The sequence below is a fragment of the Segatella copri genome (assembly GCF_002224675.1).
GTDB classification, from domain to species: domain Bacteria; phylum Bacteroidota; class Bacteroidia; order Bacteroidales; family Bacteroidaceae; genus Prevotella; species Prevotella copri_U.
The window spans coordinates 20,981-47,007 of sequence record NZ_NMPZ01000028.1 but is presented as its reverse complement, the minus strand read 5'-3'; the positions used below and the strand labels follow the sequence as shown (position 1 = coordinate 47,007).

The 26,027-nt window shown below is 47.2% G+C and carries 21 protein-coding genes, 3 tRNA genes and 1 rRNA gene; 23 read left to right on the top strand and 2 right to left on the bottom strand.

The window, feature by feature from the left end:
• The first annotated feature begins 59 nt into the window (after positions 1-59).
• The 8 genes from rrf (at position 60) to CFT61_RS13835 (ending at position 6,206) form a co-directional block, all read left to right on the top strand.
• Positions 60-172: ribosomal RNA gene (rrf, locus tag CFT61_RS13870) — 5S ribosomal RNA — on the top strand.
• 57 nt (positions 173-229) lie between these two features.
• Positions 230-1,399: a sensor histidine kinase gene (locus CFT61_RS13865; RefSeq protein WP_089544998.1), complete on the top strand. Its 1,170-nt coding sequence runs from the start codon at positions 230-232 to the stop codon at positions 1,397-1,399.
• A 146-nt stretch (positions 1,400-1,545) separates the two neighbouring features.
• Complete coding sequence (locus CFT61_RS13860; RefSeq protein WP_089544997.1) at positions 1,546-2,064, top strand: YceD family protein; 519 nt, start codon at positions 1,546-1,548, stop codon at positions 2,062-2,064.
• Between the two features lie 29 nt (positions 2,065-2,093).
• The gene (rpmF, locus tag CFT61_RS13855; protein ID WP_006848356.1) at positions 2,094-2,279 is read left to right on the top strand and encodes a 50S ribosomal protein L32; all 186 of its coding nucleotides are present in this window, start codon (positions 2,094-2,096) and stop codon (positions 2,277-2,279) included.
• Positions 2,279-3,292 carry a beta-ketoacyl-ACP synthase III gene (locus tag CFT61_RS13850; RefSeq protein ID WP_089544996.1) on the top strand — a complete coding sequence of 338 codons (1,014 nt, stop codon included), beginning with the start codon at positions 2,279-2,281 and terminating at the stop codon, positions 3,290-3,292. Before rpmF ends, CFT61_RS13850 begins: the two co-directional genes overlap by 1 nt.
• Positions 3,293-3,413: 121 nt before the next feature.
• Positions 3,414-4,295 (top strand): GTPase Era, encoded by an 882-nt coding sequence (gene era / locus CFT61_RS13845; protein ID WP_089544995.1) that lies wholly within the window; start codon positions 3,414-3,416, stop codon positions 4,293-4,295.
• 149 nt (positions 4,296-4,444) lie between these two features.
• Positions 4,445-5,758, top strand: coding sequence for a ribosome biogenesis GTPase Der (gene der, locus CFT61_RS13840; protein WP_089544994.1), 1,314 nt, complete (start codon positions 4,445-4,447; stop codon positions 5,756-5,758).
• A gap of 49 nt (positions 5,759-5,807) precedes the next feature.
• Positions 5,808-6,206, top strand: a complete 399-nt coding sequence (locus CFT61_RS13835) for a hypothetical protein (RefSeq protein ID WP_089544993.1) — start codon at positions 5,808-5,810, stop codon at positions 6,204-6,206.
• A gap of 257 nt (positions 6,207-6,463) precedes the next feature.
• Here CFT61_RS13835 and CFT61_RS13830 read toward each other — a convergent pair whose 3' ends face one another.
• Positions 6,464-7,231 carry an ABC transporter ATP-binding protein gene (locus tag CFT61_RS13830; RefSeq protein WP_089544992.1) on the bottom strand — a complete coding sequence of 256 codons (768 nt, stop codon included), beginning with the start codon at positions 7,229-7,231 and terminating at the stop codon, positions 6,464-6,466.
• Positions 7,232-7,242: 11 nt separating this feature from the next.
• Positions 7,243-7,989, bottom strand: a complete 747-nt coding sequence (locus tag CFT61_RS13825; RefSeq protein WP_089544991.1) for an MlaE family ABC transporter permease — start codon at positions 7,987-7,989, stop codon at positions 7,243-7,245.
• Between the two features lie 132 nt (positions 7,990-8,121).
• On the opposite strand from CFT61_RS13825, the gene lptB reads away from it, so the two are divergent.
• The 15 genes from lptB (at position 8,122) to purB (ending at position 26,012) form a co-directional block, all read left to right on the top strand.
• Positions 8,122-8,940 carry an LPS export ABC transporter ATP-binding protein gene (gene lptB, locus CFT61_RS13820; protein WP_089544990.1) on the top strand — a complete coding sequence of 273 codons (819 nt, stop codon included), beginning with the start codon at positions 8,122-8,124 and terminating at the stop codon, positions 8,938-8,940.
• Between the two features lie 162 nt (positions 8,941-9,102).
• Positions 9,103-10,461, top strand: a complete 1,359-nt coding sequence (gene tig, locus CFT61_RS13815; protein WP_089544989.1) for a trigger factor — start codon at positions 9,103-9,105, stop codon at positions 10,459-10,461.
• 135 nt (positions 10,462-10,596) lie between these two features.
• A complete protein-coding gene (gene clpP / locus CFT61_RS13810; protein WP_089544988.1) occupies positions 10,597-11,259 on the top strand; it encodes an ATP-dependent Clp endopeptidase proteolytic subunit ClpP in 663 nt (220 codons plus the stop codon).
• An 81-nt stretch (positions 11,260-11,340) separates the two neighbouring features.
• Entirely contained in the window at positions 11,341-12,570 is a 1,230-nt protein-coding gene (gene clpX / locus CFT61_RS13805) for an ATP-dependent Clp protease ATP-binding subunit ClpX (RefSeq protein ID WP_089544987.1), read from the top strand.
• A gap of 108 nt (positions 12,571-12,678) precedes the next feature.
• Positions 12,679-14,862, top strand: coding sequence for a DNA helicase RecQ (recQ, locus tag CFT61_RS13800; RefSeq protein ID WP_089544986.1), 2,184 nt, complete (start codon positions 12,679-12,681; stop codon positions 14,860-14,862).
• 103 nt (positions 14,863-14,965) lie between these two features.
• Entirely contained in the window at positions 14,966-16,450 is a 1,485-nt protein-coding gene (gene guaB, locus CFT61_RS13795; RefSeq protein WP_089544985.1) for an IMP dehydrogenase, read from the top strand.
• A gap of 16 nt (positions 16,451-16,466) precedes the next feature.
• Positions 16,467-17,897 (top strand): peptidylprolyl isomerase, encoded by a 1,431-nt coding sequence (locus CFT61_RS13790; RefSeq protein ID WP_089544984.1) that lies wholly within the window; start codon positions 16,467-16,469, stop codon positions 17,895-17,897.
• A 28-nt stretch (positions 17,898-17,925) separates the two neighbouring features.
• Positions 17,926-19,380, top strand: coding sequence for a peptidylprolyl isomerase (locus tag CFT61_RS13785; protein ID WP_089544983.1), 1,455 nt, complete (start codon positions 17,926-17,928; stop codon positions 19,378-19,380).
• Positions 19,377-21,206, top strand: a complete 1,830-nt coding sequence (locus CFT61_RS13780; protein ID WP_089544982.1) for an OstA-like protein — start codon at positions 19,377-19,379, stop codon at positions 21,204-21,206. The genes CFT61_RS13785 and CFT61_RS13780 overlap by 4 nt, the downstream gene beginning before the upstream one ends.
• Before the next feature lie 14 nt (positions 21,207-21,220).
• Complete coding sequence (gene mutL / locus CFT61_RS13775; RefSeq protein WP_089544981.1) at positions 21,221-23,098, top strand: DNA mismatch repair endonuclease MutL; 1,878 nt, start codon at positions 21,221-21,223, stop codon at positions 23,096-23,098.
• Positions 23,099-23,168: 70 nt separating this feature from the next.
• Positions 23,169-24,050 carry an OmpA family protein gene (locus CFT61_RS13770; RefSeq protein WP_142990643.1) on the top strand — a complete coding sequence of 294 codons (882 nt, stop codon included), beginning with the start codon at positions 23,169-23,171 and terminating at the stop codon, positions 24,048-24,050.
• Between the two features lie 162 nt (positions 24,051-24,212).
• Positions 24,213-24,287 (top strand) — tRNA-Val (locus CFT61_RS13765).
• A gap of 47 nt (positions 24,288-24,334) precedes the next feature.
• Positions 24,335-24,409: transfer RNA gene (locus CFT61_RS13760), tRNA-Val, on the top strand.
• A gap of 48 nt (positions 24,410-24,457) precedes the next feature.
• Positions 24,458-24,535 (top strand) — tRNA-Val (locus CFT61_RS13755).
• Between the two features lie 130 nt (positions 24,536-24,665).
• A complete protein-coding gene (gene purB / locus CFT61_RS13750) occupies positions 24,666-26,012 on the top strand; it encodes an adenylosuccinate lyase (RefSeq protein ID WP_089544979.1) in 1,347 nt (448 codons plus the stop codon).
• The last annotated feature ends 15 nt before the right edge of the window (positions 26,013-26,027 follow it).

Below are 26,027 nucleotides of genomic sequence, written 5' to 3'. Positions count from 1 at the left end.
ACTGTATATACAGTTCATTATCTTGTTTTGCTTGTGTGCAATTACGTCATAACCCATTATCAGGTGGTTATTGCGGTGAGGTCCCACCTCTTCCCATTCCGAACAGAGAAGTTAAGCTCACTTGCGCCGATGGTACTGCAATGCAATGCGGGAGAGTAGGTAGCCGCCTTCTTTTATCAAGAGCCTCAGATTTCGAAAGATTTCTGAGGCTTTTTTGTATTTTTGCAGCATGAATTGGACAGATAGGATACGACAGGTGAAGATTTACTGGGTGATAGCAGCGGTTTTGATTGCTGTCGCCTCTTTGCTCGTGTCTCATTTCCTGGTGCGGGATCTGGCACTGGAGGAACGGAATAGGATGGAGGTGTGGGCGGAAGCTATGCGCACTCTCAATAAGGCTGATGAAAATACGGATCTGAGTCTGGTGCTCAAGGTGATTAATGAAAATCATAGTATCCCTGTCATCGTGCTCGATGACCAGAATCGGGCGCAAACCTTCAGAAATGTGGAGATCGAGGGAAAGGATGAACAGGATTCCTTGCGTCAGGCTTCTCTTATCGGACAGCGACTGCTGGCTCAGGGCAAAAATATCAAGATAGAACTCGATGACTCTGCCCATGACTATCTGCAGGTTTGCTATGATGAATCGGTGATGATACGCAGGCTTTCTGTTTATCCCTATATACAATTAGGGGTAGTGCTGCTCTTTGTGGTCATCGCCATCTTTGCTTTGCTTATTTCCAAAAAGGCGGAACAGAATAAGGTATGGGTGGGACTGTCGAAGGAAACTGCTCACCAGTTGGGTACCCCTATCTCCAGTCTGATGGCATGGATTGAAATCCTCCGTATGAATTATCCCGATGATGAACTGATTCCCGAGATGAACCAGGATGTCAAGCGGCTCCAGTTGATAGCCGACCGATTCTCCAAGATTGGTTCGCTGCCGGAGCCGGTACCAGCCAGTCTGAACGAGGTGCTGGATCATGTCATAGCGTATATGGACCGTCGAACCTCCCGGAAGGTGCAGCTGGTGAAGGAAATGCCTTCACATGAAGTCATCGTCAGGATGAATGCTTCCCTCTTTGAATGGGTGATCGAAAACCTCTGCAAGAATGCCGTTGATGCGATGGGAGCAGAAGGCGGACGGATTACCCTCCGTTTGATGGAAGCTTCTCATCGTGCCATCATTGAAGTAGAAGATACAGGTAAGGGAATCAGGAAGAAGGATATGAAGCACGTATTCCGTCCCGGTTTTACCACAAAGCAGCGTGGCTGGGGATTGGGACTGTCGCTGGCGAAGCGAATCGTAGAAGAATACCATCATGGCAAGATATGGATAAAAAGCAGTGAACCAGGCAAGGGTACAACCTTCAGAATCGAACTCAAGATGGAATCCTGAGCCTGAAAAAACCAGAAAACGGCAAATTATCCGAGAATAATCAGTTAATAATGAGAGATTTTAGTGATTTTTACATAAAAAATTATTTTATCTCAAAAATTATTTGTAACTTTGCAGCCCGAAACCAATATGGTATATATTGAATTATGTGTAATATAGAGTCTTTTAAGATTGATTTGAAAGCTTTGCCTCAAGGGGTAACAAACTTGGAGTTTAAGCTAGATGATGAATACTTTCAGGCAATAGACGCTCCTGATATTCAGAGAGGCGAGTTGCAGAGTAGTCTGTCCATTAACAGGACGGACGACTTCTTCGAGCTCAATTTTCACACAGAGGGAGTGGTACACATACCATGTGACATCTGTCTGGATGATATGGACCAGTCCATTGAGACCGATGACAGACTCATGGTCAAGTTCGGAGACGACTACTCAGAAGAAGATGACCTCGTGATTGTGGCCGAGAACGAAGGAATGCTCGATATCTCGTGGTTCATCTATGAATTTATAGATCTTAACATTCCCATCAAGCATGTGCATGCACCTGGAAAATGCAATCCTGCTATGATTGAAATGCTCCAACAGCATTCTGCCGCCCGAAGCGGTGAGGAAGACGAAGAATCTGTAGATCCACGATGGGCAGCTCTTTTAAAATTAAAAAAGTAAAATTCAAAAATTAAAACATTTAAAAAATTATGGCACATCCTAAAAGAAGACAGTCAAAGACACGTACACTTAAGAGAAGAACTCATGATAAGGCAGTAGCTCCTACATTGGCAGTTTGCCCTAACTGTGGTGCATATTATGTTTACCACACTGTTTGCCCAACTTGCGGATACTATAGAGGCAAGGTAGCTATCGTTAAGGAAGCAGCTGAATAATGGGTAAAATCAATGCTGTAATTACAGGTGTGGGTGGATACGTGCCTGACTACATCCTCAACAACGAGGAGTTGTCTCGCATGGTTGATACTACTGACGAGTGGATTACCACCCGTGTGGGTATCAAAGAGCGCCACATCCTTACAGAGGAAGGTCTCGGAACCAGCTACTTGGCACGTAAAGCTGCTAAGCAGTTGATTCAGAAGACTGGCGTGGATCCAGACACAATCGATGCCTTGATTGTGACAACCACAACACCTGACTACAAGTTCCCTTCTACAGCATCTATCGTCCTCGGTAAGCTCGGATTGAAGAACGCTTTCGCATTCGACTTCTCTGCAGCTTGCTGTGGATTCCTCTACACTCTCGATGTTGCGGCAAGCATGATCCAGAGTGGAAGATACAAGAAGATCATCGTCATCGGTGCAGACAAGATGTCTTCACTGGTTGACTATACCGACCGTGCTACCTGTGTGCTCTTCGGCGACGGTGCCGGCGCAGTTCTTGTAGAGGCTACAGAAGAAGAGAATGTAGGTGTTCAGAACTCATACCTTCGTACCGATGGACAAGGCTTGCCTTTCCTCCACATGAAGGCTGGTGGTTCTGTTTGCCCTCCTTCACACTTCACCGTAGATCATCGTCTGCATTATCTTTATCAGGAAGGTCGTACCGTATTCCGTTACGCAGTAACCGATATGAGCAACGACGTGATGAAGATCCTGGAGATGAACAATCTGAAGGCTGATGATGTGAACTGGGTGATTCCTCACGAGGCGAACCTCCGAATCATCGAGGCAGTGACCAAGCGTGCAGGAATTCCACTTGACAAGGTGGTAGTAAACATCGAACGTTACGGAAATACCAGTGCTGCTACAATTCCATTGGCACTCTGGGATGCTGAAAGCCAGTTGAAGAAGGGTGACAACATCATCTTCACAGCCTTCGGTGCAGGTTTCGTACACGGTGCCTCTTTCTATAAGTGGGCATACGATGGTGCTGCTTGCGGCAAGTAAGACATATCAAAAATAGGATAGAATAATTATCTATATAAGGAAACGCATCTTTCTTACTTCATCTATAATATAATGAATAAGCAAGGATGCGTTTCTTTAGCTTAAAATCAATTTTTATCGTATGCATAAAGCAGGTTTTGTAAATATCGTGGGTAACCCTAATGTGGGTAAGAGTACGCTGATGAATCAACTGGTGGGCGAGCGTATCAGCATCGCTACCTTCAAGGCGCAGACCACTCGTCATCGTATCATGGGTATCGTGAATACCGATGATATGCAAATCGTGTTTTCGGATACCCCTGGCGTCTTGAAGCCAAACTACAAGATGCAGGAGATGATGCTTGCCTTCTCGGAGAGTGCATTGGCTGATGCCGATGTGCTGCTTTATGTTACTGATGTGATAGAGAATCCTGAGAAGAACATCGAATTCCTGGAGAAGGTGAAGAAGATGAAGATTCCGGTGCTCCTGCTCATCAACAAGATTGACCAGAGCGACCCGAAGAAGTTGGGAGATATCGTGGAAAAATGGCACTCTCTGTTGCCGAATGCCGAGATTCTTCCTATTTCTGCGAAAAACAAGTTTGGCGTGGATATGCTCCTGAAGCGTATCAAGGAGCTGTTGCCTGAGTCGCCTGCGTTCTTTGACAAGGACCAGTTGACCGACAAGCCAGCCCGTTTCTTCGTATCGGAGATTATCCGTGAGAAGATTCTCCTCTACTACGACAAGGAGATTCCTTACGCTGTAGAGGTGAGAGTGGAGCGGTTCAAGGAGGATGATACCCGCATCCACATCAATGCCGTGATCTACGTAGAGCGTGACTCTCAGAAGGGAATCATCATCGGACATCAGGGCGTGGCTCTGAAGAAGGTGAACACCGAGAGTAGAAAGGCTTTGGAAAAGTTCTTCGGCAAGAAGATATTCCTGGAAACCTTCGTAAAGGTTGATAAGGATTGGCGCAGTTCTCAGCGAGAACTCGATGCCTTCGGATATAATCCGGAATAACAACTTTCTCCTCCCTGAATGTAATCGAGGGAGTGACTCTCGCCAGAGGAGCGAGGGCCGGAGCAAGGTCAGCTTCGGCAAATTATTAACTTGGATGCAGAGACCACATCCATGATACCTCCTGAAAGGAAGGAGGCGAATGACTATTTATGGCAAATTTAGTAGCAATCGTAGGTCGCCCTAACGTGGGTAAATCTACTTTATTCAATCGTTTGACTCAATCTCGTCGCGCTATCGTTAGTGATACGGCTGGTACTACCCGCGACCGTCAGTATGGTAAATGCAGCTGGAACGGCAGAGAATTCTCTGTGGTGGATACCGGTGGTTGGGTCGTTAAATCAGATGACATTTTCGAGGATGCTATCCGCAAGCAGGTGTTGGTAGCTACAGAAGAGGCCGACCTGGTGCTCTTCCTGGTAGATGTAAACACCGGTTTGACCGACTGGGATGAGGATGTTGCTCTCATCTTGCGTCGTGCCAAACTGCCTGTAATCCTTGTTGCCAACAAGGTGGATAACAGTGCTGAGTATTATGAGGCTGCCGAGTTCTACAAGCTGGGCTTGGGTGATCCTCAGTGTATCAGTGCTGCAACAGGTGGTGGTACGGGTGACTTGCTCGACATCATATTGGACAAGCTTCAGGATAATCCTGAGGAAGATATCGAGGAGGATATTCCTCGTTTCGCTGTGGTAGGTCGTCCTAACGCAGGTAAGAGCAGTATCATCAATGCCTTCATCGGTGAGGATAGAAACATCGTTACCGAGATTGCCGGTACTACCCGTGACAGTATCTATACCCGTTACGATAAGTTCGGCTTCGACTTCTACCTGGTAGATACTGCCGGTATCCGCAGAAAGAACAAGGTGAGCGAGGACCTGGAATTCTATTCCGTGATGCGCTCCATCCGTGCCATCGAGAACAGTGATGTCTGCATCCTGATGCTGGATGCCACCCGTGGTATCGAGACCCAGGATATGAATATCTTCCAGCTGATCCAGAAGAACAACAAGAGTCTGGTGGTGGTAGTAAACAAGTGGGATCTGGTAGAGGAGAAGAACCAGAAGGTGATCGATACCTTCGAGAATGCCATCCGCAACCGAATGGCTCCATTCGTGGATTTCCCTATCATCTTTGCTTCTGCATTGACCAAGCAGCGTATCTTCCGTGTGCTGGAGACTGCCAAGGAGGTTTACCAGAACCGCAAGGCTCATATCGGTACTTCCAAGCTCAATGAGGTGATGCTGCCTATCATCGAGGCTTATCCACCACAGAGCGTGAAGGGTAAGTATATCAAGATCAAGTACTGTACACAGTTGCCTAACACTACGATTCCATCGTTTGTGTTCTATGCCAACCTGCCACAGTATGTAAAGGAGAACTATCGCCGCTTCCTGGAGAACAAGATCCGTGAGAACTGGTCATTGCATGGTTGTCCAATCAATGTCTTCATCCGTCAGAAGTAATTGAAGCGTAATGGATAGGACGCCCTGAAAGGGCAAAAGCATCTATAAAATGAAGAAACTTTTGTTTTTTATGATATTCAGCATAGGGTTGGGACTTTCTTCCTGCAAGGAGGAGAGTCCTGACCCTGGCTATTTGGCAGGTATCGCAGCCAAGGGATATTACGACCTGCTCCTGGAAGGAAAGTATAAGGAGTATGTGGCTGGTTTCAACCAACCTTACCGTATTCCGAAAGGATATCACGAGCAGCTGGTGCTCAATGCGGAAATGTATGTGGAGCAGCAGCAAAAAGAACATGCAGGCATGAAGAAGATTGATGTGCTGAATGCCAAGGCAGATACCGCCCGCCATGTGGCTGATGTCTTCCTGCAGGTGGCTTATGGTGACAGTACCAAGGAACAGATCGTGGTTCCGATGGTAGAGGTGAAAGGTGAATGGAAAATGAGATAAGTAGAGGGGTGTCATAAGTTTAGATGATGGCAGCCGAAGTCGGGCTGAAAGCCCAAAAGCTCCTAGCCCAGGGCATCGCCCTGGGTAATGTTGGCAAAAAGTAAAGTCGCCCTGAAAGGGCAAAAGCTTTGAAATTGAAAGCTTTTGCCCTTTCAGGGCGACTTTTTTGTATTTGTTCTAAAACCCAGGGTGATGCCCTGGGCTAGGAGCTTCTGCCCTTTCAGGGCGTATTGGCTGTGACTAATGACACCCCCTCTTTATTTCTTCCCTTTCATTTCCACTTCCTTCACCTTTCTGAAGAGGTCGGAAGCGAAGACGAGGTCGTTGAGCTGCTCGTTGGTAGAAGACATTACCTGGTCCTTGTTGCCCTGCCATTCCTTGTGACCCTTGCAGATGAAGCAGATGTTCTCACCGATACCCATCACAGAGTTCATATCGTGGGTATTGATGATGGTTGTCATATTGTAATCCTTGGTGATGCCCGAGAGGAGTTCGTCGATGACGAGCGAAGTCTTTGGGTCGAGACCAGAGTTCGGTTCATCGCAGAAGAGGTATTTCGGATTCATCACGATGGCACGGGCGATGGCAACACGTTTCTGCATACCACCCGAGATTTCGCCAGGGTATTTCTGTTGGGCGTCAATCAGGTTGACACGGTCGAGACATTCCTGTGCTCTCTTCACACGTTCCTTGTAATTCATATTCGAGAACATATCGAGGGGGAACATCACGTTCTCCAGCACATTGAGCGAGTCGAAGAGGGCTGCGCTCTGGAAAATCATACCCATCTCGCGTCGCATCATCACCTTCTCCTTCTTGCTCATCTGTACGAAGTCGCGGCCGTCGTAGAGTACCTTTCCGCTGGTAGGTTCGAGGAGTCCGACAAGGTTCTTCATCAACACCGTCTTTCCCGAACCACTCTGTCCGATGATGAGGTTGGTCTTTCCCGTTTCAAATTTCACACTGATATTATCGAGTACGGTCTTGTCGCCGAATGCTTTTGTAAGATTTTGAACTTCTATCATAGCCAGAGTCTTTAAGAGAGTAATTGAGTAAGGAACACATCCGAGAAGAGGATGAGAACGCTGGAGCAAACCACGGCATCGGTGGAAGCTTTACCTACCTCTACCGAACCACCTTCCACGGTGTATCCAAAGTAGGAGGAAACACTGGAGATGATGAATGCGAAGAAGAGACTCTTGATGATACTCATCCACACAAACCACTGGTTGAAGGAATGCTGGAGTCCCAGGGTAAGGTCGTCCGGCGGGAGAATATGTCCGATGAATGCCGTACCGTATGCACCGATGATACCCATCAGAGATGAGAAGATGACGAGGAAAGGCATGATGGTGACCAGACCGAGAATCTTTGGCAGCACCAGATAGCATGCAGAGTTGACACCCATGATGTCGAGTGCATCGATCTGCTGGGTTACTCGCATGGTACCCAGCTCGGAAGCGATGTTGGAACCCACCTTTCCGGCGAGGATGAGACACATGATACTGGAAGAGAACTCCAGCAGCATGATTTCTCGGGTGGTATAACCCGAAACCCATCGAGGCATCCATGGACTCTGGATGTTCAGTTTCATCTGGATACAGATAACTGCACCGATGAAGAATGAGATGAGGAGTACGATGCCGATGGAATCGACTCCCAGCTGAGACATTTCCTTGATATATTGCTTGAGGAACATGCGCATACGTTCTGGTCGCGAGAACGAGCGGCCCATCAATATCAAATATTTACCGAAGGTGGTAAGCCATTTTTCTATTATCATGTCAATATTCTATGAATTTTGCTGCAAAATTAAGCAAAATCCTCTAAAAAACTGCAATATTATGAAGAGTTTTAGTTTTTTAAGGTGATATTTCCCCGTTTTTTATTATTTTTGCAGTCAAATTAGCTAATTATGGACGAAATAATGAATTCAGAGCAGCAGTCTTCTGACGGCAGATTAGTACTGCGAACAGAAGGACTGGTAAAGCGCTATGGCAAGCGAACCGTTGCCAATGGCGTAACCATCAATGTAAAGCAAGGTGAGATTGTGGGCTTGCTCGGACCGAATGGTGCGGGTAAGACTACTTCATTCTATATGACCACTGGACTGGTGGTACCTAATGAGGGACATGTATATCTGGGTGATCAGGAAATAACCAAGTTTCCTGTGTATAAGCGTGCCCGTGCCGGAATCGGCTATCTGCCACAGGAGGCGAGCGTATTCCGCAAGATGAGTGTGGAAGACAATATCATGTCGGTGCTTGAGATGACCGGCAAGCCAAGAGCCTATCAGCTTGAGAAACTGGAGAGCCTGATCAAGGACTTCGACCTGCAGAAGGTGCGCAAGAACCTGGGCGACCAGCTTTCCGGAGGTGAGCGCCGAAGAGTGGAAATCGCACGTTGTCTTGCCAACGATCCTAAGTTCATCATGCTCGATGAGCCATTTGCCGGAGTCGATCCTATCCAGGTAGAGGAAATCCAGCATATCGTATGGAAACTGAAGTACCGCAACATCGGAATCCTCATCACCGACCACAATGTGGATGAGACACTTACCATCACCGACAGAGCCTATCTGCTCTTCGAAGGCCGTATCCTTTTCCAGGGAACTCCGGAGGAGCTGGCAGAAAACAAGACAGTGAAGGAGAAGTACCTTACAACCAGCTTTGTGCTTAGAAAGAAGGACTTCCAGCTGCTGGATGAGCAGAAAAAAGCAAGAGATAAGGAGTAATTAGGTTAAAAAAACAAATTTTTCTCTTATATATTAGGTATATCGGCTAAAAATGCGTAATTTTGCAAGCCGATTGTGTAAAAGGCTTATCCTGGAACGTCAGGGAGAGCCTGAACCGATTGAACAAGATAATAAATTAATTAATAAAAATAAAAAATCAAGATGAAAGTTTCATTTGAAAATCCTGACAAGATTAATGGTCTTATGACTCTCGTTGTAGAGGAGGCAGACTATAAGAACGAAGTCGAGAAGACATTGAAAGATTACCGTAAGAAGGCTAATGTTCCAGGTTTCCGTCCTGGTCAGGCTCCTATGGGTATGATTAAGCGCCAGTTCGGTGCATCTGTAAAGATGGAGGCCATCAACAAGCTCGTTGGCCAGGAGATTTACAAGTATGTACAGGACAACAATATCCAGATGCTCGGCGAGCCTCTCCCATCAGAGAAGCAGGAGCCAGCTGACCTGGAGAAGGACACAACCTTCACATTCATGTTCGACATCGCTGTTGCACCTGAGTTCAAGGTTACTCTCAACGGTCGCGACAAGGTTGATTACTATAACATCAAGGTTGACGACAAGATCCTCGACCAGCAGGTAGAGATGTACGCTCAGCGTGCAGGTAGCTACGAGAAGGGTGAGAAGTATGAGGAGAACGACCTTTTGAAGGGTGATATCCGTGAGCTCGACGAGAACGGTAACACCAAGGAAGGTGGTATCACTGTTGAGGGTGCTATCCTGATGCCTAGCTACATCAAGGTAGAGGAGCAGAAGAATCTCTTCAATGACGCTAAGGTGGGTGATGTAATCACTTTCAACCCTAAGAAGGCTTACCCAGAGAACGATACAGAGGTTTCTTCTCTCTTGAAGATCGAGCGTGAGGCTGTTGCTGACCTGGAGTCTGAGTTCAGCTTCCAGATCACAGAGATCCAGCGCTTCAAGAAGCACGAGATTAACGAGGAGCTCTTCAAGCAGGTATTCGGTGAGGATACTGACGTGAAGGACGAGGCTGCTTTCCGTGCTAAGATCGCTGAGGGCTTGCAGGAGCAGTTGGTTAACGACTCTGACTACAAGTTCATCCTCGATGTACGCGAGCACTGCGAGAAGAAGGTTGGTGAGTTGACATTCCCAGATGCACTCTTGAAGCGCATCATGTTGGCTAACAACAAGGATAAGGGTGAGGAGTTCGTAGAGAAGAACTACGAGCAGAGCATCAAGGAGTTGACATGGCACCTCATCAAGGAGCAGCTCATCAAGGCTCAGGATATCAAGGTGAACGACGAGGATATCAAGGAGACCGCTAAGGAGGCAGCTCGTGCACAGTTCGCTCAGTATGGTATGACAAACATCCCAGAGGAGTATATCGAGAACTATGCTAACGAGATTCTCAAGAAGGGTGACTCTGTTGACGCATTGGTAGATCGCTCTATCGACCGCAAGTTGGCTGCAGCCCTCAAGGGTGCTGTTAAGCTCAACGAAAAGGAGATTTCTGTAGAGGATTTCAACAAGATGATGCAGGAATAACACTTTTTTGAAAAAAAACTTCAAATAATTACGAGGTTATCGACTTTTTTTATTATCTTTGTTCCACCGAATGAGATAATGAGGTCGATAACCTCGTTTTTTGTTCCTTATTTTGAAGAAAAAAGTAATATAGATATGAACGATTTTAGAAAATATGCTACCAAGCATCTTGGTATGAATGGGATGGTGCTTGACGACGTGATGAAGTCGCAGGCTAAGTATTTGAACCCTTATATCTTGGAGGAGCGTCAGTTGAACGTTACCCAGATGGACGTGTTCTCTCGCTTGATGATGGACCGCATCATCTTCCTGGGTACAGAAATTGATGATTATACTGCCAACACCTTGCAGGCACAGCTGCTCTATCTCGACTCTGTAGATAGCGGCAAGGATATTTCCATCTATCTGAACAGTCCTGGCGGTAGCGTTACTGCCGGTCTGGGTATCTATGATACTATGCAGTTTATTACCAGTGATGTAGCTACCATCTGTACAGGTATGGCTGCTTCCATGGCTGCCGTATTGCTCGTTTCAGGTCAGGAAGGCAAGCGTTCTGCCTTGCCACATAGCCGTGTGATGATTCACCAGCCATTGGGTGGTGTTCAGGGTCAGGCTTCTGATATCGAGATTGAGGCTCGTGAGATCCTGAAGATGAAGAAGGAACTCTATACCATCATCTCTGAGCATTCTCATACTCCATACGACAAGGTTTATGCTGATAGCGACCGTAACTACTGGATGACTGCCGAGGAAGCAAAGGAGTATGGTATGATTGATAATATCCTGGTACGTAAGTAACGGGACGGTATATCAAGATTGCTATATATAATATAAGGTATATATATAATAAGGTATAAAGAAGAAAAAGGAAAAGACATTATGCCAAAGAAAGCATGTAGCTTCTGTGGAAGAAGCGAGAATGAAGTGAAGTTGTTGATCACGGGTATCAATGGCTTTATCTGTGAGGAGTGCGCCAAGCAGGCATTTGAGATAGTGCAGCAGACTGGCGTATTGAATCCAAAGGGCGATGACGCGAAGTTTGCCTTGAAGCAGGTGCCAAAGCCTATGGAGATCAAGGAATATCTCGATGAATATATCATCGGACAGGAACAAGCCAAGCGTCATCTTGCCGTTGCTGTCTATAATCACTATAAGCGTCTGCAACAGCCTGAGGATAAGGAAGGCGTGGAAATCGAAAAGAGCAACATCATCATGGTGGGTAGTACCGGTACCGGTAAGACATTGCTGGCACGTACCATTGCCAAGTTGCTCGATGTACCTTTCACCATCGTGGATGCTACGGTATTTACCGAGGCTGGTTATGTAGGTGAGGATGTGGAGAGTATCCTCTCCCGTCTGCTCCAGGTAGCCGACTATAATGTGGAGGCTGCCCAGCGTGGTATCGTCTTTATCGACGAGATTGACAAGATTGCCCGCAAGAGCGACAACCCATCTATCACCCGCGACGTAAGTGGAGAGGGTGTACAGCAGGGACTTTTGAAACTCCTGGAGGGAACTATGGTGAACGTACCGCCAAAGGGTGGACGCAAACATCCTGATCAGGATTACATCCATGTGGATACCAAGAATATCCTCTTTATCTGCGGTGGTGCCTTCGACGGTATCGAGCGCAAGATTGCTCAGCGCCTGAACACCCACGTGGTAGGCTACAACTCAGTACAGAATGTTGCCAAGGTAGATAAGAAGGATCTGATGAAGTACATCCTGCCACAGGATTTGAAGTCATTCGGTCTGATCCCTGAAATCATCGGTCGTCTGCCTGTGCTCACCTATCTCAATCCTTTGGATAGAGATGCGCTGCGCAAGATCCTGGTAGAGCCAAAGAACTCTATCGTGAAGCAGTATATGAAGCTCTTCGAGATGGATGGCATCAAGCTCAGCTTTACAGAGGAAGCACTCGACTTCATGGTAGATAAGGCCGTGGAGTATAAGTTGGGCGCCCGTGGACTTCGTTCTATCGTAGAGGCAGTGATGACCGATGCGATGTTTGAGGTACCATCCAAGAAGATCAAGACGTTTGAAGTGACATTGGATTATGCCAAGGGACAGCTCGACAAGGCTCATCTTGGACAGCTGGAGTCTGCGTAAGGAGGATTCCGGCAAGCATCTTCTTTGTAAATATCATCAAATCAGTTGGGAGAGAATCCCGGCTGATTTCTATATACCATATAAAGACATATAAAATTAAAGTTGGATATGACGGAACAGGTAAATCTTACAGAACAGTTGAAACATTATTTCGGTTTCGATTCGTTTAAAGGCGAGCAGGAATCTATCATCAGGAACCTGATGGAAGGCAACGATACGTTTGTGTTGATGCCTACTGGTGGTGGCAAGAGCTTGTGTTATCAGCTTCCATCCTTGATTATGGATGGAACAGCTATTGTTATCTCACCACTGATTGCCCTGATGAAGAATCAGGTGGATGTGATCAATGGACTGAGCGAAGACGATGGCGTGGCTCACTATCTGAATTCATCTCTGAACAAATCGGCCATTGAGAAAGTGAAGGGCGACATATTGAGTGGCAAGACCAAGCTCCTCTATGTGGCACCGGAATCTCTGACCAAGGAAGATAATGTAGAGTTCTTGAAGACCATCAAAATCTCTTTCTATGCCGTGGATGAGGCACACTGTATCTCTGAGTGGGGACATGATTTCCGCCCAGAGTACCGACGCATACGCCCTATCATCAACGAAATAGGCAAGGCACCGGTCATTGCCCTTACGGCAACGGCTACCGACAAGGTGCGTACAGACATCAAGAAAAACCTCGGCATCGTGGATGCCAGGGAATTCAAGAGTTCCTTCAACCGTGCGAATCTCTTCTACGAGGTGCGCCAGAAAACCAACGACATCGATCGCCAGATTATCATGTTTATCCGTCAGCATCCAGGTAAGAGTGGCATCATCTATTGTCTGTCCAGAAAGAAAGTGGAAGAACTGGCTGAAGTACTCAAGGCAAACGATATCAAGGCTGCTCCTTATCATGCAGGTCTGGATTCTGCAACCCGTTCGCAGACTCAGGACGACTTCCTGATGGAGCGTATCGATGTCATCGTGGCGACTATCGCCTTCGGTATGGGTATTGACAAGCCGGATGTAAGATTTGTCATCCACTATGATATTCCAAAGAGTCTGGAAGGTTACTATCAGGAGACCGGTCGTGCCGGACGCGATGGAGGAGAAGGTATCTGCATCGCTTTCTATGCACGCAAGGATTTGAGAAAACTGGAGAAATTCATGGAGAACAAGCCTGTGGCTGAACAGGATATCGGCCGACAGCTCCTGCAGGAGACTGCCGCATACGCTGAATCATCTGTCTGCCGCCGCAAGATGCTGCTCCATTATTTCGGAGAAGAATATGATGTGGAAAACTGCCACAATTGCGACAACTGTCTGCATCCTTCCGTGAAGTTTGAGGCTAAGGATGCCCTGGTAGTGGTTTTGGAGGCTGTGGCTGCCGTGAAGGAAAACTTCCGTCAGGAGTATATCATCGATTTCGTGAAAGGCCGTGCCACCGACGACATCGTTTCCCACAAGCACGACAACCTGGAAGAGTTTGGTGCCGGTGAGGATATGGATGCTAAGGTATGGAATCCGGTAATCCGCCAGGCATTGATAGCCGGTTATCTCAAGAAGGATGTAGAGAACTACGGACTCTTGAAGTTGACTGCTGCCGGCAAGCGTTATCTGAAAAACCCGACATCTTTCATGATCGTTGCCGACAAGGAGTTTAAGGACGATTATGTAGAGAGTGCTCACGAAGGCAGTAACAACGGAGAAGCACTGGATCCAACTCTCTTTGCCATGTTGAAAGACCTGCGCAAGAGTGTGGCGAAAAAGCGCAAGTTGCCACCATACGTCATCTTCCAGGATGTATCTCTGGAGCAGATGGCTACCATGTATCCGCACGACTTGCAGGAGTTGCAGAACATCCAGGGCGTGGGAGCCGGTAAGGCAAAGCGTTATGGCAAGGAATTCTGTAAGCTGATCCAGAACTATTGTGTAGAAAATGAAATCGAGCGACCAGAGGAGTTGCGCGTGAAGACCGTTGCCAAGAAGTCATTGCTCAAGGTGAATATCATCCAGAGCATCGACCGACAGATCGACCTCGAAGATCTTGCCAGCGCCAAAGGTTTGGAGTTCGCTGATCTCTTGGACGAAATTGAGGCAATCGTGTATAGCGGAACCAAGTTGAATATCGATTATTTCATCGAAGACAGGATGGATGACGACAAGATTGACGACATCTATGACTACTTCATGGAGAGCGAAACAGACGACTTGGATGCGGCACTCGATGAGTTGGATGAAGACTACACAGAAGAGGACATTCGACTGATTAGAATCAAGTTTTTGTCCGAACAAGCCAACTAATCACGTTAAATAGCATTAATAAGGTAAGATTTTCGTAAAAAGCGAACTCTATCTGAGAAATTATTGCTAAATTTGCACGCAATAAATTTTTAAAGGTTACAATATGTCATCATTTGTTGCAGATAAAATTGTAATGGACGGTCTCACTTACGACGACGTCCTTCTGATCCCTGCTTATTCAGAGGTACTACCAAAACAGGTAGAGTTGAAAACCAAGTTCTCTCGTAACATCGAGTTGAACGTTCCATTCGTTACAGCAGCGATGGACACCGTTACCGAGGCTTCAATGGCGATTGCTATCGCCCGTGAAGGTGGTATTGGTGTCATCCACAAGAACATGACCATCGAGGAGCAAGCTCGTCAGGTGGCTATCGTGAAGCGTGCTGAGAATGGTATGATTTATGACCCTGTCACCATCCGTCGTGGCAGTACAGTGAAGGATGCGCTGGATATGATGCACGACTATCATATCGGTGGTATTCCAGTGGTGGATGACGAGAATCATCTCGTTGGTATCGTGACCAACCGTGACCTTCGTTTCGAGCGTCACATGGACAAGAAGATTGATGAGGTAATGACCAGCGAGAACCTGGTTACCACTCACATCCAGACCGACTTGGTTGCCGCAGCTGCCATCTTACAGGAGAACAAGATTGAGAAGCTCCCTGTAGTTGACAATGAGAATCACTTGGTAGGTTTGATTACTTACAAGGACATCACCAAGGCAAAGGACAAGCCAATGGCTTGCAAGGATGCCAAGGGTCGCCTTCGCGTGGCTGCCGGTGTAGGTGTTACTGTTGATACCTTGGACCGTGCCAAGGCTTTGGTTGAGGCTGGTGCTGATGCCATCGTTATTGATACTGCTCATGGTCACTCTAAGGGTGTTGTCGAGAAGCTCAAGCAGGTTAAGGCTGCCTTCCCACAGGTAGATGTAGTAGTAGGTAATGTTGCTACTGGCGAGGCTGCCAAGTATTTGGTAGAGAATGGCGCTGATGGCGTAAAGGTAGGTATCGGTCCTGGTTCTATCTGTACTACCCGTGTCGTTGCCGGTGTAGGTGTGCCTCAGTTGAGTGCTGTTTATGATGTATATTCTGCCTTGAAGGGTACAGGCGTTCCTTTGATTGCCGATGGCGGTTTGCGCTATTCTGGTGACGTAGTGAAGGCTCTGGCTGCTGGTGGTAGCTGCGTAATGATCGGTTCATTGGTAGCTGGTACTGAGGAGAGCCCTGGCGATACTATCATCTTCAACGGCCGTAAGTTCAAGAGCTACCGCGGTATGGGTTCTCTCGAGGCTATGGAGCAGAAGAATGGTTCTAAGGACCGTTACTTCCAGGGTGATACCAAGGATGCCAAGAAGCTTGTACCAGAGGGTATCGCAGGTCGTGTTCCTTACAAGGGAACTGTACAGGAGGTTATCTACCAGTTGATTGGTGGTTTGCGTTCTGGTATGGGTTACTGTGGTGCTGCTACTATCGAGAACTTGCACAACGCTAAGTTTGCCCGCATTACAAATGCCGGTGTATTGGAGAGCCACCCACATGATATCACTATCACCAGTGAGGCTCCTAATTACAGCCGCCCAGAATAATTATTTGAAAAGTAATATGAGATTTTATGCGCTTTTTGCAGCTATGCTCCTTTCGGGGAGCATAGCTTTTGCTCAAAACGACGACCCTACTATCATGACTATCAATGGTCAGCCTGTCAGTCGTTCGGAATTTGAATATTCTTATAACAAAAACAATTCCGAGGGCGTGATTGACAAGAAGACAGTCAATGAGTATGTTGACCTATTTGTTAATTACAAACTTAAGGTTTTGGCGGCATTGGATGCCCATATCGATACTACGGCTTCTTTCAAACAGGAGTTCCTGCAGTATCGTGACCAACAGGTACGTCCGGCGATGATCAGTTCGGGAGATGTGGAGGCGGAAGCGCAGAAAATTTACGAAGAAGCGAAACAACGTGTCTGTAGGTCGGGCGGAATGGTTCATCCTGCCCACATATTGATCCGTTTGGGACAGAAGGCCTCTGCTGCTGACCAGGAAACGGCGCGACAGAAGGCTCAATCTATCTATCAGGCTCTATGCAAAGGGGGCGATTTCGCCGGATATGCCAGAAAGTATTCTGATGACCAGGGTTCTGCCGTCAAGGGTGGAGACATCTCCTGGATATCAAGAGGGCAGACGGTGAAGACTTTTGAGGATGCTGCGTTCTCACTCAAGGTGGGAGAAATCAGCAAGCCAATCCTCTCGGAGTTTGGCTATCACATCATCAAGCTGATGGGAAAGCAGGACTTCTATCCTTATGATTCGGTGAAGAACGATATCCTTCGTTTCATCGATGCCAAGGGAATCAGAGAAAGAATCATCAACGAAAAGTTGGATTCCATTGCCAGGACGTTGCCTGCGGGAAGTGACCGTGAAACCGTCTTGGATCAGAAAGCTTCAGAATTGTCGGCTCACGACAAGAATCTGAAATATCTCATGCAGGAGTATCACGACGGATTGCTGCTCTATGAAATCAGCAACCGGATGGTATGGGAGAAAGCGGCGAATGATGAACAGGCACAAGCTGCTTATTTTGCCAAGAACAAGAAGAAATACAGATGGGAGCATCCCCGTTTCAAGGGTATTGCTTACCATACAAAGGATGCTGCCGATGTGGCAGCGGTCAAGAAATGCGTAAAGGGTAAGCCTTTCAGCCAATGGGCAGAGTTGCTTCGAAGGAAGTTTAATGCCGATTCGGTGGTGCGTGTCCAGGTGGAGGAAGGTATCTTCAAGAAGGGAGATCATCCTGTAGTGGATTCACTGGTGTTCAAGACAAGCGCCAAGGTAGAGAGGGTTAAAGGATATCCTTACGATGCTACATTCGGAAAAATTCTCAAGAAGGGACCTAAGGAATACACGGATGTGAAAGCCTGGGTGATAGCCGACTATCAGGACCAGCTGGAGAAGGAATGGGTGGCAACATTAAGAAAGAAATATCAGTTTGTGGTGTACCCTGAGGTATTAGCCACGGTAAACAAACATTAAACATAAAATTCAAGCAGAATACAGATCTATGAAGACTGGATATAAAATGAGTCTGGCGTTTATCGCATTGCTCCTTATCATGGGCATGAGCGCAAGCGCCTCACGTATGGGCATGAGTCGCCATGCTTCGGTTGCCGACAGTGATTCGGCAAAGTTGGAAGCGGTGAACGACTCGCAGTCAATCGACCCGGGAAGTATTGTTGACGAGGTGATCTGGGTAGTTGGAGATGAGGCTATCCTCAAGTCTGACGTCGAGGTTACCCGCTTGCAGTCGGAGGCTGATGGCATCAAGTTCGTCGGCGATCCAGACTGTTCTATTCCTGAGCAGATTGCCGTGCAGAAACTTTTCCTGCACCAGGCTGCCATCGACAGTATCGAGGTGTCTGAGTCGGAAGTCATGCAGGGCATCGACGACCAGATCAACTACTGGGTTTCCATGATTGGATCCCGTGAGAAGCTGGAGGAATACCGTAAGCAGAGCATCACCCAGATGCGCCAGCAGATGCATGATGATTTCAAGAACCGCCAGCTCATCCAGAAGATGAAGCAGGAACTGGTGAAGGATATCAAGGTATCACCTGCACAGGTGCGTAAGTATTTCAATGACTTGCCTACAGACAGTATTCCATTCGTTCCTACAGAGGTGGAGGTAGAGATTCTTACCATGCAGCCTCGTATTCCTATGGAAGAAATCAGCCGTGTGAAGAACCAGTTGCGTGACTTCACCGACCGTGTGAATAAGGGTGAGACTACTTTCGCTACTTTGGCTCGTTTGTACAGTGAAGACCCGGGTTCAGCCCGAATGGGTGGTGAGATGGATTATATCGGACGTGGTATGTTGGATCCTGCATTTGCCAATGTGGCATTCAACCTGACTGACCCAAAGAAGATTTCCAAGATTGTGGAGTCTGAGTTCGGTTATCACATCATCCAGTTGATTGATAAGCGAGGTGACAAAATCAAGTGCCGTCATATCCTGCTCAAGCCAAAGGTTTCACAGGAGGCTATCGACAAGTCTATCGGTCGTCTGGATTCCATCGGTAATGATATCCGTGCCAAGAAGTTTACCTTCGAGGCAGCCGTAGAGGCATTGTCTGATGATAAGGATACCCGCAACAACAAGGGATTGATGGCAAATACAGCCCAGGCAGACAACCGTACCTCTAAGTTCCAGATGAAGGATCTTCCTACAGAGGTGGCACGTGTGGTAGATACCATGAAGGTAGGACAGATTTCTGCACCTTTTACCATGGTCAACAGCAAGGGCAAGACTACTTGCGCCCTGATCAAGTTGGTGAGTAGGGTAGAGGGCCATAGAGCTACCATTACTGAAGATTTCCAGGTAATGAAGGATGTCGTCCTTGCCAAGGAAAGAGAAAAAACGTTGCATGACTGGGTGGTTGACAAGATTAAGAAGACCTACGTTCGTATGAACGATCGCTACAAGAATTGCAATTTTGAATATCAAGGTTGGGTTAAATGATCAATAACAAGCAACATAATATTAACAAGAACGGGCATAGAATCTTTTTCATATTGATTCTATGCCTATTTGGGTTTTGTCTGGTGCAGGCTATGCAGGCACCTAGGAAGAAACACAAGAAGCGCCCGGTGGGTGAGAGAGTCTATCTTCTTCATGCCGATGAGCTGCGCTACGATATGTTTGGCAGAAACCCTGATGCCCAGATTGTAAAGGGCAAGGTTTCGTTCATGCACCAGGGAGGTCATCTCACCTGCGACAGTGCCTATTTCTATCAGGGTACCAACTCTGTGAAGGCTTTCGGTCATGTGCATTACCGTCAGGGTGATACCTTGTCGCTTACCTGCGAGAGGGCTGAATATGATGGTATGATGCAGATGATGCATGCCCGCAGAAATGTGGTGCTGCACCATCGCAGACAGACCCTGAAGACGGACAGTCTGGATTTTGACCGTCTGTATAACATGGCGAACTTCTTTGACGGAGGTACGCTCATCGACGGTAAGGACCGACTGGTTTCCGACTGGGGAGAATATCATACCGAGACCCGAGAGGCAAAGTTCGTCTTCAATGTGAAGTTGCGCAGTGGTAAGGATGTGGTTACCACCGATACCTTGTATTATGACGTTCCAACCTCTACCGCCCACATGGTGGGACCTTCCAAGATTGTTTCCGGTTCCAGCGTGGTGCATACGGCAGATGGTTATTATGATACCAAGACCGATAAGGCTAAGCTCTTCGGCCGTTCTACCTTGGTGGATAAGGATAAGTCGATTACCGGTGACAGTCTCTACTATGTGAAGAATGGCGAGAGTACGGGTTATGGCAATGTAGTGTATGTGGATAAGAAGAACAAGAATACTCTTACCTGCAACTATCTCCGTTATAATGAGAAGACGGGAATGGGATTCGCTACCAAGCGACCTGTAGCCATCGACTATTCTCAAAAAGATACGTTGTGGATGCATTCAGATACCATGCGCATCTATACTTTCAATATCAATACTGATTCGGTATATCGCAAGGTGCATGCCTATCCGCATGTCCGTGCTTTCCGCAACGACATGCAGGCTATCTGCGATTCCCTGGTTTTCAATTCCAAGGATTCATGTATGACAATGTATAAGGATCCTGTTATCTGGAATGCCAACCGGCAGATGCTCGGTGAGGAAATCAGAGCTTATATGGCAGACTCCACCATCCGCTTTGCCCATGTCATCGGTCAGGCTCTCTCTATCGAGCAGATGCCAGACAGCGTACATTATAATCAGATTACTTCTTCTGAAATGAAATCCTATTTCGAAAAAGGAGAAATGAAGATGACGGAAGCAATCGGCAATGTGCAGACGGTCTATTATATGACCAACGACAAGGACAGTTCCCTGGTAGGACTCAACTATCTGGAGACCGATACCATGCGTATGTATCTGGGAGCAGCCAGAAAGTTGGATAAAATCTGGACCAATAAGTTTACCAGTACCATGTATCCGATTACCCAGGTTCCGCCTGCCAAGTATAAGTTACCTAACTTTGCGTGGTTTGAGGACCTCCGACCAATGGATAAGAATGATATTTTTGTATGGCGTGGCAAGTCGAGTGGCACGGAGTTGAAATCCTTCAAGCGCCATGAGGCACCTTTGCAATCCCTGAAGAAGGAACCTCTCAAGGAGGACGAGGAGAAGGCTGAAGCTGAGACAGCCTCAGGGAAAACTGACAAGGAGGCATCCAAGAGTGCATCCAAGACAGCTCCTAAGAAAGCAGTTCGTGCAGCTTCCAGAAAAACCTCAAAGGTAGCGCCAAAAGTTACCAAGAAAAACAAACGTAAATAAAAAAAGAAACGACGATGAGTGATGTCATCCAACTTTTACCAGATTCTGTTGCCAATCAGATAGCAGCAGGAGAAGTGATACAGCGACCAGCTTCTGTCATCAAGGAGCTGGTGGAGAATGCTGTTGATGCCGGCGCCAGGAATATTCAGGTGGTCGTGGTGGATGCGGGTCGCACCAACATCCAGGTCATTGATGATGGCAAGGGAATGTCGGAGACGGATGCCCGCCTTGCCTTTGAGCGCCATTCCACCTCTAAGATCCGTAAGGCAGACGATCTCTTTGCCCTCCGTACGATGGGATTCCGAGGAGAGGCTTTGGCTTCTATCGCTGCCGTGGCACAGGTGGAACTCAAGACCCGTCAGGAGTCTGACGAGATAGGTACCCTCGTAGCCATATCGGGTTCCCGGTATGAGCGTCAGGAACCTTGTGCCTGTCCTGTGGGAACCAACTTTTCTGTGAGCAATATCTTCTACAATGTTCCTGCCCGCCGTAAATTCCTGAAATCGAATTCTACCGAGCTCAATAACATCCTTACCGCTTTTGAGCGCATTGCCTTGGTGAATCCGCAGATTTCGTTTACTCTGCACAGCAATGGCACAGAAGTGTTCAATCTTCGTGCTGCCAATCTGCGCCAGCGTATCCTGGATGTGTTTGGCAAGAAGTTCAATCATGATCTCTTGCCCGTCAATGTAGAGACAACCATGTGCAAGGTTTCCGGATTTGCCGGCAAACCGGAGGCTGCCCGTAAGAAAGGAGTGCATCAGTTCTTCTTTGTGAACGGCAGATACATGAAGCATCCTTATTTCAACAAGGCGGTGATGGCGGCTTACGACCGTTTAATTCCGGTAGGAGAGCAGGTGCCTTACTTCCTCTATTTCGAGGTGGATCCTAAGGACATCGACGTGAACATTCATCCTACCAAGACCGAAATCAAGTTTGAGAATGAGCAGGCTATCTGGCAGATTCTCTCGGCTGCCGTGAAGGAGAGCATCGGTATGTTTAATGATGTACCTACCATCGACTTCGATACCGAGGATAAGCCGGAAATCCCGATGTTCAATCCGGAAGAGATTCCTTCGGCATCGGCTCCGAAGATCAGCGTCAATCCGGGATATAATCCTTTCAAGACTCGTTCTACTACTATGGCGAAGCCTGTAGGAGCCGGTTTTCCTGGTCCTTCCAGTACCAAACCGGAGATAGACCAGAACTGGGAACAGCTTTACGAGGGGTTGAAAGACCAGGATGAACAGCAGCATACGATGGAACTCTTTGATGAGCCCGAACAGGCTACTACTGCAGGTACTACGGCTAACAGTATTATAGCCGAGAAGTCGCCATCCCATTATCAGTATAAAGGCAAGTATATCATGACCGCCGTGAAATCGGGATTGATGATCATCGACCAGCATCGTGCCCATGTGCGTATCCTGTTCGAACAGTATCTCAAGCAGCTTGCCGAGCGCACCTTCCATTCCCAGAAGGTTCTCTTCCCGGAAGTAGTGCAGTTCCCGATGTCGGAGAAGGTAATCTTCGAAAAGATCTTGCCGGAAATGAACGGGATGGGATTTGAATTGGAAGATCTGGGAGGTGGCAGCTATGCCGTCAACTCCGTACCTGCCGGTCTGGAAGGTATGAATCCGGTAAGACTGGTACAGGATATGGTATCCAGTGCTGTGGAGAAAGGAGTCTCTGCCATGGATGAAATCAACCAAGCCCTGGCTCTTTCGCTTGCCCGTCAAGCAGCGATACCGCACGGACAGGTGTTGAGCAATGAGGAGATGGAAGGATTGGTCAATGGACTTTTCGCCTGCGAGAATGTGAACTATACTCCTGATGGCAAGTCGGTGCTCTGCATCCTCCAGCAGCAGGAGATAGAGCATCTTCTAGGGTAGAGGCTTCCATCATCAAAGAATGCTATATATAATAAGGTGTAGTTAAACTGAAAGTTAAAAATAGATAGGTATGAAAAAGATATTAGCTTTGCTGGCTTTGGCTAGTGTTTCTATGGGTAGTTTTGCTCAGGATGTGGTTCCTGAAGAAAAATATAGTATTGCCACCAATTCTTTTTTCAGTAATTGGTTCGTGCAGGCTGGTTTGGACTGGAATGCATGGTATTCTGCCGAAGAGAGAGGACACGATCTGTCGAAAAGTCCTTTCAAAAAGTTCCGCAGCAATCCGGGCATCTCCCTGGCTTTCGGTAAATGGTTTACGCCAGGTATCGGTCTTCGTACCAAGATTCAGGGATTTTGGGGAAAGAAGGTGGATGCCGACTGGAACGAGGATACCAACGAGGGCAATGGCAATAAGTATTGGGTAGCCAATGAGCAGGTGATGTTCAACCTTACCAACCTTTTCAAGGGTTATAAGGAAGAGCGCGTCTGGAACATGATGGCATTTGCCGGTGCCGGTGTGGGCCGCTCGATGACTCACGGCAACTATGCCATGAATTACAGTCTGGGTCTTCATTCGGCATGGAAGGTGGCAGAAAAGGTTCAGCTTTTTGCTGAGGCTGGTCTGAATACCTTCGATCATAACATTGATAATTGTGCAGGAAGTGCCTCCCAGTCTTGGACCCGCCGATGCAAGAATTACTATTTCGAACTAGGTGTTACCTACAATCTGGGCTCTTCCCGTTGGAGAAAGGCTCCAGATATGGATATTGTTGATACGCTTCACCAGTCGGAACTGGATGCCCTGAATGCTGCTTTGGAAGATGCCAATGCAGAAAACGAGCGTTTGAGAGGACTTTTGGAGAAAAAGCAGGCTGGAGAGAAGGAGACAGAGCATGCTACCGACGTAGCTCCTGCAGATTCTGGAGATGCTCCAGCAGATTCAGTAGAATAGTAAGTTTTGGCTAAAATGGCCAAAAGAGTCTATATAAAAGGCATTTTCCCCCGTGGAAAATGCCTTTTTTCATGTTTTTTCAACGAAAATGAAAAAAAAGTCGGAAAAAGTTTGGTGGAATCAAATATTTGTAGTACCTTTGCAACCGCTTACGAAAAGTAAGGGCGCTTAGCTCAGCTGGTTTAGAGCATCTGCCTTACAAGCAGAGGGTCGGCGGTTCGAGTCCGTCAGCGCCCACAGGGGTGTTCCCTGTGATTCACATTTGTGGTTGCAGGGATTTTTTAGGGCGCTTAGCTCAGCTGGTTTAGAGCATCTGCCTTACAAGCAGAGGGTCGGCGGTTCGAATCCGTCAGCGCCCACGGAACTCAATTCCGTGGAAAAAAGACATCATGATTTATATTATACTTGGGCGCTTAGCTCAGCTGGTTTAGAGCATCTGCCTTACAAGCAGAGGGTCGGCGGTTCGAATCCGTCAGCGCCCACCAAGTTAAAAGGTCTTTCAACAATCGTTGAAAGACCTTTTTTGTTTTAATTAAAGCTAAATAATCCTCAGTTTTTCTGTTTTTTCGTAGGAATTCATTAACTTTGCACCCTATATTAATAATACGTATTGTTATGAATTTAGATTTATTGACTGCCATATCACCTATAGATGGTCGTTACAGGGGAAAAACAGAGCAACTCGCTAACTATTTTTCAGAGTATGCTCTCATTCGTTATCGTGTTCGAGTAGAGATAGAGTATTTCATTACTTTATGTGAGTTACCATTGCCGCAGCTGGCTTCTTTCGATCAGTCGCTGTTTGAGCGTTTGCGTGACATCTATCGTAATTTCAACGAAAACGATGCTCAGCGTGTGAAAGACATTGAGAAGGTTACCAACCACGATGTGAAAGCTGTTGAGTATTTTATCAAGGAAGAGTTTGACAAGATTGGTGGCTTGGATGCCTACAAGGAGTTTATCCACTTCGGTTTGACATCTCAGGACATCAACAACACAAGTGTGCCTCTTTCAGTGAAGGAAGCTCTGGAGGAGTGCTTCTACCCTCAGGTTGAAGAGCTGATTGCCCAGCTTCAGACTTATGCTGATGAGTGGAAGGATGTACCTATGCTGGCTAAGACTCATGGTCAGCCTGCTTCTCCTACCCGTTTGGGCAAGGAAATCATGGTTTATGTATATCGTCTTACCGAGCAGCTCGATTCATTGAAGGCTTGCAAGTTTACAGCTAAGTTTGGTGGTGCTACCGGTAATTACAATGCTCATCATGTAGCTTATCCTGAATATGACTGGAAGGCTTTCGGCAACAAGTTCGTCAGCGAGAAGCTGGGCTTGGAGCGTGAGCAATATACTACTCAGATCAGCAACTATGATCATCTGGGTTCCATCTTTGATGCCATCCGCAGAATCAACACCATCATCATTGACTTGGACCGTGACTTCTGGATGTACATCTCTATGGATTACTTCAAGCAGAAAATCAAGGCTGGTGAGGTAGGTTCCAGTGCTATGCCACACAAGGTGAACCCTATCGATTACGAGAACAGTGAGGGTAACCTCGGTATTGCCAATGCTATCCTCCAGTTCCTGGCACAGAAGCTCCCGGTTAGCCGCTTGCAGCGTGACCTTACCGATAGTACCGTACTCCGTAACATCGGTGTGCCTCTCGGTCATAGCGTCATCGCCATCCAGAGCACATTGAAGGGCTTGCGTAAGCTCATCCTCCATGAGGAGAAGTTGCAGGAAGATTTGAATAATACCTGGGCTGTAGTAGCTGAGGCTATCCAGACCATCCTTCGCCGTGAGGCTTATCCACATCCATACGAGGCTTTGAAGGCGCTCACCCGCACCAATACCCATATGACCGAGGAGACCATTCATGAGTTTATCAAGGGATTGAATGTAAGCGATAGCGTGAAGGCCGAATTGATGGCTATCACTCCTAGCAATTACACCGGTATTTAATCAAAAAGCAGTTTC

What these genes read in the sequence shown, in the direction of transcription:
- CFT61_RS13865 (WP_089544998.1), top strand. Translation starts at nt 230, where the DNA reads ATGAATTGGACAGATAGGATACGACAGGTGAAGATTTACTGGGTGATA.
- CFT61_RS13860 (WP_089544997.1), top strand. Translation starts at nt 1,546, where the DNA reads ATGTGTAATATAGAGTCTTTTAAGATTGATTTGAAAGCTTTGCCTCAA.
- rpmF (WP_006848356.1), top strand. Translation starts at nt 2,094, where the DNA reads ATGGCACATCCTAAAAGAAGACAGTCAAAGACACGTACACTTAAGAGA.
- CFT61_RS13850 (WP_089544996.1), top strand. Translation starts at nt 2,279, where the DNA reads ATGGGTAAAATCAATGCTGTAATTACAGGTGTGGGTGGATACGTGCCT.
- era (WP_089544995.1), top strand. Translation starts at nt 3,414, where the DNA reads ATGCATAAAGCAGGTTTTGTAAATATCGTGGGTAACCCTAATGTGGGT.
- der (WP_089544994.1), top strand. Translation starts at nt 4,445, where the DNA reads ATGGCAAATTTAGTAGCAATCGTAGGTCGCCCTAACGTGGGTAAATCT.
- CFT61_RS13835 (WP_089544993.1), top strand. Translation starts at nt 5,808, where the DNA reads ATGAAGAAACTTTTGTTTTTTATGATATTCAGCATAGGGTTGGGACTT.
- CFT61_RS13830 (WP_089544992.1), bottom strand. Translation starts at nt 7,231, where the DNA reads ATGATAGAAGTTCAAAATCTTACAAAAGCATTCGGCGACAAGACCGTA.
- CFT61_RS13825 (WP_089544991.1), bottom strand. Translation starts at nt 7,989, where the DNA reads ATGATAATAGAAAAATGGCTTACCACCTTCGGTAAATATTTGATATTG.
- lptB (WP_089544990.1), top strand. Translation starts at nt 8,122, where the DNA reads ATGGACGAAATAATGAATTCAGAGCAGCAGTCTTCTGACGGCAGATTA.
- tig (WP_089544989.1), top strand. Translation starts at nt 9,103, where the DNA reads ATGAAAGTTTCATTTGAAAATCCTGACAAGATTAATGGTCTTATGACT.
- clpP (WP_089544988.1), top strand. Translation starts at nt 10,597, where the DNA reads ATGAACGATTTTAGAAAATATGCTACCAAGCATCTTGGTATGAATGGG.
- clpX (WP_089544987.1), top strand. Translation starts at nt 11,341, where the DNA reads ATGCCAAAGAAAGCATGTAGCTTCTGTGGAAGAAGCGAGAATGAAGTG.
- recQ (WP_089544986.1), top strand. Translation starts at nt 12,679, where the DNA reads ATGACGGAACAGGTAAATCTTACAGAACAGTTGAAACATTATTTCGGT.
- guaB (WP_089544985.1), top strand. Translation starts at nt 14,966, where the DNA reads ATGTCATCATTTGTTGCAGATAAAATTGTAATGGACGGTCTCACTTAC.
- CFT61_RS13790 (WP_089544984.1), top strand. Translation starts at nt 16,467, where the DNA reads ATGAGATTTTATGCGCTTTTTGCAGCTATGCTCCTTTCGGGGAGCATA.
- CFT61_RS13785 (WP_089544983.1), top strand. Translation starts at nt 17,926, where the DNA reads ATGAAGACTGGATATAAAATGAGTCTGGCGTTTATCGCATTGCTCCTT.
- CFT61_RS13780 (WP_089544982.1), top strand. Translation starts at nt 19,377, where the DNA reads ATGATCAATAACAAGCAACATAATATTAACAAGAACGGGCATAGAATC.
- mutL (WP_089544981.1), top strand. Translation starts at nt 21,221, where the DNA reads ATGAGTGATGTCATCCAACTTTTACCAGATTCTGTTGCCAATCAGATA.
- CFT61_RS13770 (WP_142990643.1), top strand. Translation starts at nt 23,169, where the DNA reads ATGAAAAAGATATTAGCTTTGCTGGCTTTGGCTAGTGTTTCTATGGGT.
- purB (WP_089544979.1), top strand. Translation starts at nt 24,666, where the DNA reads ATGAATTTAGATTTATTGACTGCCATATCACCTATAGATGGTCGTTAC.